This window comes from Pseudochrobactrum sp. AO18b, assembly GCF_000409565.1.
Taxonomy (GTDB): domain Bacteria; phylum Pseudomonadota; class Alphaproteobacteria; order Rhizobiales; family Rhizobiaceae; genus Pseudochrobactrum; species Pseudochrobactrum saccharolyticum.
Genome location: NZ_ANNO01000483.1, coordinates 1 through 8,946, shown reverse-complemented (window position 1 = coordinate 8,946; position 8,946 = coordinate 1). Strand labels below are relative to the sequence as shown.

Genomic DNA, 8,946 nt, shown 5'->3' with positions numbered 1-8,946 from the left:
AGCAATGATTGCTGCCGCGGCGGTCAGCTATTTCAGCTTTGACCGTGTGAAATATCCGATGGTTATTCTGGCTATTGCGCTCTCGGTTGCCTCACAGATGGGCGACCTCGGAGAATCATGGGTCAAGCGCCGCTTCGGAGCCAAGGATTCCGGCAAGCTGCTGCCGGGGCATGGCGGGGTGATGGATCGCGTGGATGGCCTGATTGTGGCGGCTGTCATGCTCTATATTATCGGTGCTCTGGTGACAGGGCCGGATTCACCTTCAGCAATGTTTATCGGCATTGTCTTGCAGCCTCTGTAAGTAGCGCTGCGGTAAAAGCATATTTTGAGACTTTGAATTACGGGAGTTAGAGTTTTGGGTGATCCCCTTGCATATTTATTCGGCGGCGACAGCCTGCTGGTTGGCACATTACTTCCGTTTATTCTCGTTCTGGCCGTTGTTGTTTTTGTTCATGAGATGGGACATTTCATCGTCGGCCGTCTGTGCGGTATCGGCGTTCAGGCCTTTTCTATCGGCTTCGGACCGGAGTTGATCGGTTATACAGCGCGTAACGGTACACGCTGGAAGCTCTGTGCGATTCCTCTCGGCGGCTATGTGAAGTTCGCCGGTGATATGAATGCCGCCAGTGCGCCGGACGGCGAGGGTCTGTCCGCCATGACTGAAGCCGAGCGCAAGGTTGCTTTTGCGACGCAGCCGGTCTGGAAACGTGCTGCAACCGTTTTTGCAGGCCCCGCATTCAATTTTCTGCTGACAATTGCCATTCTGAGCTTCTTCTTTGCCAGCTACGGACGCCTTGTTGCTGATCCGACCATTGCAGAGGTTAATGAAGGCAGTCCTGCCGCTGTGGCAGGCTTTAAACCGGGTGACCGTTTCATCAATGTGGAAGGTACGCAGATCAATAGTTTTGCCGATGTGCAACGTATTGTGAACGGACGTAGCGGTGATGAACTGTCTTTCACTGTTGAGCGCGACGGGCAGGAAATCAACCTGAAAGCTGTTCCTGAAATTATGGAACAGACGGATGCGCTGGGTAACAAAATCAAGCTCGGTGTGATCGGTGTTACGATCACCAAAGACACAGGCAATTACCGCAAGGTTGAATATTCCCCGCTCGAATCGGTGGGGGAGGCTGTGGTCGAAACCGGACATATCATCAGCCGTACCGGTACTTTTATGAAGAGACTGGTAATGGGGCGTGAAGATAAATGTCAGCTGGGCGGACCCGTAAAAATTGCTAATATGGCCGGACAAGCGGCGCAACACGGCTTTGAATGGCTGGTTCAGCTGATTGCGATGCTGTCGGTTGGCATTGGATTGTTCAATTTATTTCCGCTTCCCCCTCTTGATGGCGGGCATCTGGTGATTTATGCGGGAGAGGCTGTTTTGGGACGTCCTGTTCCGGTGGCAGTACAGGAATTATTCTTCCGGCTTGGTTTCTTTGTCGTTCTCGGCTTTATGGGATTCGTCTTTTACAATGATCTCTTTGGCTGCTAATCTGAACTGGACAAGGCTCAAGCCTTTGAATTAAAACATTAACGAATTGTGTAAAATACGAGGGGATTATACAAGAAAAGCAATAATCTGTTTACCATGCTATTGGATTTGCGTGGCACCTGTGCCACGTTCGGGAATGAAGTAAACAGATTTTAATAGTGAAGCTTGCTTGTATATGAAAACTGGTTATTACAGTTTGCATTATGCGCTATTTTCCCGGATTACGGCCCGGGGCAACGAAACGAAGGTTAAATAGACCTATGACGGCAAATTCAAAGTTCTTTGGTGCTGCTTCTGCGGTCGCTATGTCGGTAGCTATGGTTGCTGCCGGAACGTCAGCGATCTCATTTGCTACTGTGAGTGTTGCACAGGCAGCAGTCGTTAGTCGTATTGACGTTCGCGGTAACAAGCGGGTTGATGCATCGACAATTCGTGGCGCCATCGGCATTAAGCCTGGCAAGTCATTCACCAATGCTGATATTGATGCGGCTGTAAAAAGCCTTTTCAATATGGGCCTGTTCTCTGATGTTCGTATCAGCCAGTCGGGCGGTGCACTCGTTGTCACTGTTTCCGAGTTCTCGGTTGTTAACAACGTACTCTTCCAGGGTAACAAGAAAGTCAAAGATGCTGATCTCGGTCGTGCGGTAGAGCTGAAGGCGCGTAGCCCTTTTGATCCTGCACAGATGGAATCAGATCGTCAGGCCATCATTCAGGCTTACCGCAATGTCGGCCGCAGCGACGCTGTTGTGAACGCCCGTACGGTTGATCTCGGTCAGGGTCGTGTAAACGTTGTTTATGAAATCACTGAAGGCGGCCGTACAAAAATCGCCAATATCGATTTCGTAGGTAATGAAGCTTTCGGTGGTCGTCGTCTGCGTGACGTGATCTCCACCAAGCGTACCAATCCATTGTCATGGCTGACACGCGGCGACATTTACAGCGAAGATCGTCTGCAGGCAGATGAAGAAGCGCTGCGTCGTTTCTACTACAACCGTGGTTATGCTGATTTCCGCGTGATTTCGTCCAATGCGGTTCTGGATCCTGCGACAAACGAATACACGATCACCTTCACTGTTGAAGAAGGTCAGCGTTATACATTCGGTGATGTTCAGGTTGAAAGCTCAATCGCTGGCGTTGATACAGAAGCGCTCGGTGGCATGCTGAAGACCCGCGCAGGTAAAGTTTATAGCGCCAACGACGTTGAAAAGTCGGTTGAAGCTGTAACTGAGCGCGTTGCCGGCAGCGGTTATGCTTTCGCTAAGGTTGAGCCACGCGGCGACCGTAACTTCGAAAACCGCACAATCTCGGTTGTTTATAACGTGGAAGAAGGTCCGCGCGCTTACGTGCAGCGTATCGAAATCCGCGGTAATGATAAGACCCGTGATTATGTTATCCGTCGTGAATTCGACATGAGCGAAGGCGATGCTTTCAATCAGGTTATGATTACACGCGCCAAGCGTCGTCTCGAGGCTCTGGACTTCTTCCAGACAGTTAACATCTCGACCGCTCAGGGTTCTGAGCCGGATCAGGTGGTGCTGATCGTTGACGTTGTTGAAAAGCCTACAGGTGAGTTCTCCATCGGTGCAGGTTATACATCGGGTGGTGAAACACCGGGTGCTTCGGTTGAAGGTTCGGTTGCAGAGCGCAACTTCCTTGGTCGTGGTCAGTATATCCGTATCGGTGCAGGTGCCGGTCAGGATGATGCGCGTAACTATTCGTTCTCGTTCACCGAGCCTTATTTCCTCGGTCAGCGTGTTTCTGCAGGCTTCGATATTTTCCGTAAGTCCTACCGCGTTAAAGACCAGTATGACGTAGAACAGACCGGTGGTACAATCCGTTTTGGTCTGCCGATTACCGACAATTTCGGTGCGAGCATCGGTTATAACCTGGTTCAGGAAAAGTATAAGCTCAAGAGCGATGATATGAATATCTACGCTCCGGCTTTGATTGAAGCCGCTGAACAGAGCCCATGGCTGCGTTCGTCGATTTCTTATGCTCTGACCTATAATACGATCGATAACCCGAACAACCCGCATGACGGTATTTATGTTCGCTTCGGTCAGGAATTTGCTGGTCTCGGCGGCGATGCCAAATTCATGAAGACAACTGCAAAAGCAAGCTATTACAAGACCTTGCTGCAGGAAGCTGATGTTGTTGGTGTACTGACTGCCGGTGGTGGTTACATTCACTCCTTCACCGATGACGGTCTGCGTATCTTTGATATGTTCAAAGGTAACACTGACATGATCCGCGGCTTCAAATATAACGGTATCGGTGCGTATCAGGATGCTGCTAACGGTGACCGTTACTGGCTCGGTGGCACAACTTACTTCAACGCCAGCGCTGAAGTTCAGTTCCCGATGCCGGTTGTTCCGGAAAGCCTTGGTATCCGTGGTGCGTTCTTCGCAGATGCTGCAACGCTCTATGGTAACAAGACTGAAGGTGCAATTGGAACCGGCAGTGCACTGCGAGCTTCGGCTGGTGTAAGTCTGATGTGGGCTTCTCCGTTCGGTCCGCTGCGCTTTGACTATGCTATTCCTATTAAGAAAGAAGATTCCGACAAAGTTCAGAACTTCAATTTTGGTATGTCGAGCAAGTTCTGATAAATTTGCTTTTTCCTGAGGCGTAATCTCTGCAAAGAAGATCCGCCTCAGGAGAGAAAGTATGTTGATGGCAGATCCTGTATTTTATACGCTGTCCTGTGCACTCAACGTCGCTGATATTGCTCAATTTACCGGTTCCGAATTGCTGACAAAGCAATATGCCGACCGGAAAATTGAGCATTTGGCGTCTTTGGATAATGCAACACCGGATTCTCTTGTTTTCCTTGAAGGTAAGAAGAACGAAGCTGCTCTGAGCTCGCTCAAAGCGGCCGCTGTGCTATGCGCAGAAGCGCAGGCATCATTGATTCCTGAGGGCGTTGCGATTCTGGTGAGTAAATCGCCGCAGCGGGATTTTGCTGCTGTCGGCCGTAAGCTTTATGCGCAGGCTGTGCATCCGCGCTCATTGCTGGGCGTTCCCGGTATTTCTGAAAATGCCACGATTCACCCGAGTGCCGAGATTGAAAGCGATGTTACGATTGAGCCGGGCGCAGTCGTCGGTGCCGGTGTATCTATCGGTTCAGGAACAACAATCTGTGCGAATAGTGTAATTGGCGCAGGCTGTAAAATCGGTCGCGATTGTATCATCGCGCCGAATGTTTCCCTGACCTATGCGCTGATCGGTAATCGCGTTTATCTGCATCCGGGTGTTCGCATCGGGCAGGATGGTTTCGGTTATGTACCGGGGCCCGCAGGACTTGAAAAAGTGCCGCAACTCGGTCGCGTTATCATTCAGGATGGTGTGGAAATCGGTGCGAATACCACGATTGATCGCGGTTCACTGAGTGATACTGTGATCGGCGAGGGCACCAAGATCGATAATCTGGTGCATGTTGCACATAATGTAAAAATCGGGCGGCATTGTATTGTGGCCGGTCACTGCGGAATTTCCGGCAGTGTTACCATCGGCGACATGACAATGCTTGGCGGGCGTGTCGGCCTTGCAGATCACATCACAATCGGTTCGCGCGTGCAGATTGCTGCTGCGAGCGGTGTGATGAATGATATTCCCGATGGTGAGAGATGGGGTGGTCTGCCAGCCAGACCGCTGAAGCAGTGGTTCCGCGATATTGCGACGTTGCGTAGTATCGGACAGTCTAAAAAGGAGAAATCCTGATATGAGTGAGAATGTTGAGCAGAACAGCCTTGGTTCAGCAGATATTCAGAAGTTGCTGGCAGTTCTGCCGCATCGTTATCCGTTTCTTCTTATCGACCGTATTGTCGATATTGACGGTGATGATTCCGCGACCGGTATCAAAAATGTGACATTCAATGAACCACATTTTACTGGACATTTTCCTGCGACCCCTATTATGCCCGGTGTATTGATCATTGAAGCTATGGCGCAGACCGCCGGTGCGATTTCAATGCTCAAAATGGGCCTTGAAAATGCAGGAACCGTATTTTTGCTGACAATTGATAATGCAAAATTCCGTCGTCCTGTTGTTCCGGGTGATCGCATGTTGCTTCGCGTTAAAAAAGTGAAGCAGCGCGGAAATATTTCAAGATTTGCATGTGTCGCTGAAGTTGACGGCGTTAAAGTTGCCGAAGCGGATGTCTCTGCAATGACTGGTGCGTAAGCAGACAGTCTGTTACAGGCGATCCTGCAAACAAATACATTAATTTTCAAAGTCCGGTTCGGGCTTTGACATAACTGAAGAAAAAGCGTGATTTGAATGCGTGAAACCTCTATTCACCCGACAGCCTGCGTTGAACCGGGCGCCAAACTTGGTCAGGGTGTTTCTGTCGGCGCTTTCTGCCATGTTCAGGCAGGCGCAGAGATTGGTGATAACAGCGAGCTGATGAGCCATGTTGTTGTCACGGGGTTTACGACACTTGGTGAAAACGCCAAAGTTTTCCCGCACGCTATTCTCGGTTGCGAGCCGCAAAACGGTAAGCATAAAGGTGGCCACACCAAACTGCTGGTCGGCAAAAATGCGATGATCCGCGAAGGCGTAACCATGCATCGTGGTTCCGATACCAGCCGCGGCTATACCAATGTCGGCGATAATTCCACATTTCTTGCTTATGCCCATGTCGCCCATGATTGCGATGTCGGTAATCACGTAACTTTTGCGAATAATGTGATGATTGGCGGCCATTGTGAAATCGGCGATCATGCAATTCTCGGCGGCGGTGCTGCTGTGCACCAGTTCGTCCGCGTCGGGCATCATGCTTTTGTTGGCGGTATGGCGGCTGTTGTGCAGGATGTTATTCCGTTCGGCATGGCCATTGGCGTTCATGCGCATCTCGGCGGTCTCAACATCATCGGTATGAAACGTTCCGGTCTGGAACGTAAAGAAATTCATGCTGTGCGCCGTGCAACACGTATGCTGTTTGACCGTACAAAACCGGTGAAAGAGCGCGTGGAAGATGTGCGCATTGAGTTTGCAGATTCACCGGCAGTGGGCGATCTGATTGCTTTCATCACAGCCGATGCCAAGCGCAGCTCGTTCACGACACCGCTTCTGCATGGCAAGCACGGTCATATTGAAGACCATTCATAATATGACGAAAAGCGCTGTTTCTGTCCGGGCCGTAGATGCTGAAGCCAGAACCGCTATTATTGCCGGTAACGGGCTTTTGCCGCAAGTTGTGGCAGAGGCTCTTGAAAAGAAAGGCAATCCGCCCTTTGTCATTTGTCTGAAGGGCGAGGCGGATGAAAGTCTCAAACGGTTCGACCATGAAACTGTTTCAGTGGTGGAATTCACCCGCCTGATTAAGGCACTGAAACAAGCCGGTGCGAAGAATGTTATTCTGGCGGGCGGTGTCCGCCAACGTCCGCATTTAAGCGATATACGTTTGGATATGACAACCATCCGTGCACTGCCACGGGTGTTTAAAGCATTGGGCAAAGGCGATGATGCTTTGCTCCGTGCTTTTATCGGGCTTCTGGAATCTTACGGCTTTCATATGGTCGGCGCACATCAGATTGTGCCCGATATTCTGGCACCGGCAGCATCCGTGCTGACTGCGGTTAAGCCGGATAAAAAAGAACAGCATAATATTGATCTTGCACGTGAGGCTGCCTTTATCTTGGGCAAGCTGGATGTCGGGCAGGGTGCCATTGCTGCCGGCGGTCGTGTTGTGGCGCTGGAGGGTGCTGAAGGCACCGATAATATGATTGAGCGTGTGCGCCAGTTGCGTCAGGAGGGCCGCATCCCGCGTCAGGGCGGAGTGCTGGTTAAATGCGCAAAACCTGCACAGGATGAGCGGGCTGATCTGCCGACGATCGGCATTGATACAGTGACCAATATTGCAGCTGCAGGGCTTGCAGGGATCGCTATCGAGGCAGGCCGTACTGTGATGTTATCCTATCACGACACGGTTCAATCCGCCGATGCGCAGGGCTTGTTTATTGTTACTTTCGACAGTCCGCGCGAATAAATTTTCAAAACCTGTATAGCTCTGCCGCTGTTCAGCAACTATGCTGCAGCTCTTGCAACCGAAGCACTTTCGTTCAATCGGGTGCGAGCCGGAGTATTTCACAGTCAAGTTGAGTCAACTTGACAGCTGTGACAATGCGACCAACTAAAGAAACTAGAGCGAGCGCTGTGCTTCAATATGAACTCAAGCCGCTCTGAAGCATTTCACCGTCAGGTTGGCTCAACTTGACTGCTGTGACAATGCGACCAGATAAAGAGATAATACGGTTCCAATGATTTTGCTCTGACCGGAACCACTTTAATCCAAAGGATGCCGGTTTGAATATGAGTGAAAAACTTCCGTTGAAAATTGCTGTTGTAGCCGGTGAGGAATCCGGAGATCTGCTTGGGGCGGATCTCGTGGATGCGCTGCGCACAAAAACGGATCGCCTGATCAGCCTTGTGGGCGTTGGCGGCACACATTTACAACAGCGCGGATTGCAGAGCCTGTTTGATCCTGACGAGATTGCCTTGATGGGTATTGGAGCAGTGCTGGCGCGGTTGCCGAAACTGATTATGCGGATCAGCCAGACAGCCAAAGCGATTGTGGCTGAAAAGCCGGATTGCCTGCTGATTATTGACAGTCCGGATTTCACTCACCGCGTAGCGAAGAAAGTGCGTCAGGCCGATCCGTCGATACCGATCATCAAATATATTGCCCCGACGGTCTGGGCATGGCGTCCGCAGCGCGCCAAGGAAATGCGCAAATATATTGATCACGTGCTGACGGTTCTGCCTTTTGAGGTAGAGGTAATGCAGCGCCTTTCCGGCCCGAAATCGACTTATGTTGGCCACCGGCTGAGCAGTTATCAGCCATTGCTGGATGTGGCTAAAGCGCGGAAAAACCGCAAAGCACCGGCAGAAGATGCCGAGAAAACCATTCTGCTTTTGCCGGGCTCCCGCCGGTCTGAAATACAGGCTTTGCTCAAAGAATTTGGCACAACGCTGCAATTGCTGAATGAGCGCAACGGAACTGTGCATGCAATTTTGCCGACACCGGAACGCCATGAAGCCTATGTGCAGAACCTGACAAAAGACTGGCCGGTTAAGCCGGTTATTGTTACCGGTGAGGCTGCGAAATGGGATGCCTTTGCCAAGGCCGATGCGGCATTGGCTGCTTCCGGTACTGTGTCGCTTGAACTGGCGCTGACCAAAATTCCGGCAGTGATTACCTACAAGGCCGATCTCTTCAGCAGATTATTTATTACGCGGCTGATAACCATCTGGAGCGCATCACTGCCGAATATTATTGATGATACGCCGGTCATTCCTGAGTTCTTTAACGAGTTTGTCCGTGCGGGCATGCTGTGCCGTCAGATTGAGCGTTTGCTTGAAGACGGATTGGTGCGGCAGGCACAGATTGATGGTTTCGAGCGGATTATCACTAGAATGCATACGGATAAGCCTGCCGGTGAAATGGGGGCTG

The 8,946-nt window shown here is 50.9% G+C and carries 8 protein-coding genes; all 8 read left to right on the top strand.

Annotated elements, in window-relative coordinates; all coding sequences use genetic code 11:
• Nucleotides 1-301: CDP-archaeol synthase (locus A918_RS0117995; protein WP_028233985.1), on the top strand; the 301-nt coding region annotated here is incomplete at its 5' end.
• A 54-nt stretch (nt 302-355) separates the two neighbouring features.
• Nucleotides 356-1,495, top strand: coding sequence for an RIP metalloprotease RseP (gene rseP, locus A918_RS0117990; protein ID WP_022712391.1), 1,140 nt, complete (start codon nt 356-358; stop codon nt 1,493-1,495).
• A 260-nt stretch (nt 1,496-1,755) separates the two neighbouring features.
• Nucleotides 1,756-4,098: an outer membrane protein assembly factor BamA gene (gene bamA / locus A918_RS0117985; RefSeq protein ID WP_022712390.1), complete on the top strand. Its 2,343-nt coding sequence runs from the start codon at nt 1,756-1,758 to the stop codon at nt 4,096-4,098.
• Between the two features lie 67 nt (nt 4,099-4,165).
• The gene (gene lpxD / locus A918_RS0117980; protein ID WP_033316251.1) at nt 4,166-5,212 is read left to right on the top strand and encodes a UDP-3-O-(3-hydroxymyristoyl)glucosamine N-acyltransferase; all 1,047 of its coding nucleotides are present in this window, start codon (nt 4,166-4,168) and stop codon (nt 5,210-5,212) included.
• A 1-nt stretch (nt 5,213) separates the two neighbouring features.
• A complete protein-coding gene (gene fabZ / locus A918_RS0117975; RefSeq protein WP_022712388.1) occupies nt 5,214-5,675 on the top strand; it encodes a 3-hydroxyacyl-ACP dehydratase FabZ in 462 nt (153 codons plus the stop codon).
• A 96-nt stretch (nt 5,676-5,771) separates the two neighbouring features.
• A complete protein-coding gene (lpxA, locus tag A918_RS0117970) occupies nt 5,772-6,602 on the top strand; it encodes an acyl-ACP--UDP-N-acetylglucosamine O-acyltransferase (RefSeq protein WP_022712387.1) in 831 nt (276 codons plus the stop codon).
• A gap of 1 nt (nt 6,603) precedes the next feature.
• Nucleotides 6,604-7,482 carry an LpxI family protein gene (locus A918_RS0117965; protein ID WP_028233983.1) on the top strand — a complete coding sequence of 293 codons (879 nt, stop codon included), beginning with the start codon at nt 6,604-6,606 and terminating at the stop codon, nt 7,480-7,482.
• A gap of 323 nt (nt 7,483-7,805) precedes the next feature.
• Nucleotides 7,806-8,946, top strand: a 1,141-nt coding sequence (gene lpxB / locus A918_RS0117960) for a lipid-A-disaccharide synthase (protein ID WP_022712385.1), incomplete at its 3' end; no start/stop codon positions are given.

What these genes read in the sequence shown, in the direction of transcription:
- bamA (WP_022712390.1), top strand. Translation starts at nt 1,756, where the DNA reads ATGACGGCAAATTCAAAGTTCTTTGGTGCTGCTTCTGCGGTCGCTATG.
- lpxD (WP_033316251.1), top strand. Translation starts at nt 4,166, where the DNA reads ATGGCAGATCCTGTATTTTATACGCTGTCCTGTGCACTCAACGTCGCT.
- fabZ (WP_022712388.1), top strand. Translation starts at nt 5,214, where the DNA reads ATGAGTGAGAATGTTGAGCAGAACAGCCTTGGTTCAGCAGATATTCAG.
- lpxA (WP_022712387.1), top strand. Translation starts at nt 5,772, where the DNA reads ATGCGTGAAACCTCTATTCACCCGACAGCCTGCGTTGAACCGGGCGCC.
- A918_RS0117965 (WP_028233983.1), top strand. Translation starts at nt 6,604, where the DNA reads ATGACGAAAAGCGCTGTTTCTGTCCGGGCCGTAGATGCTGAAGCCAGA.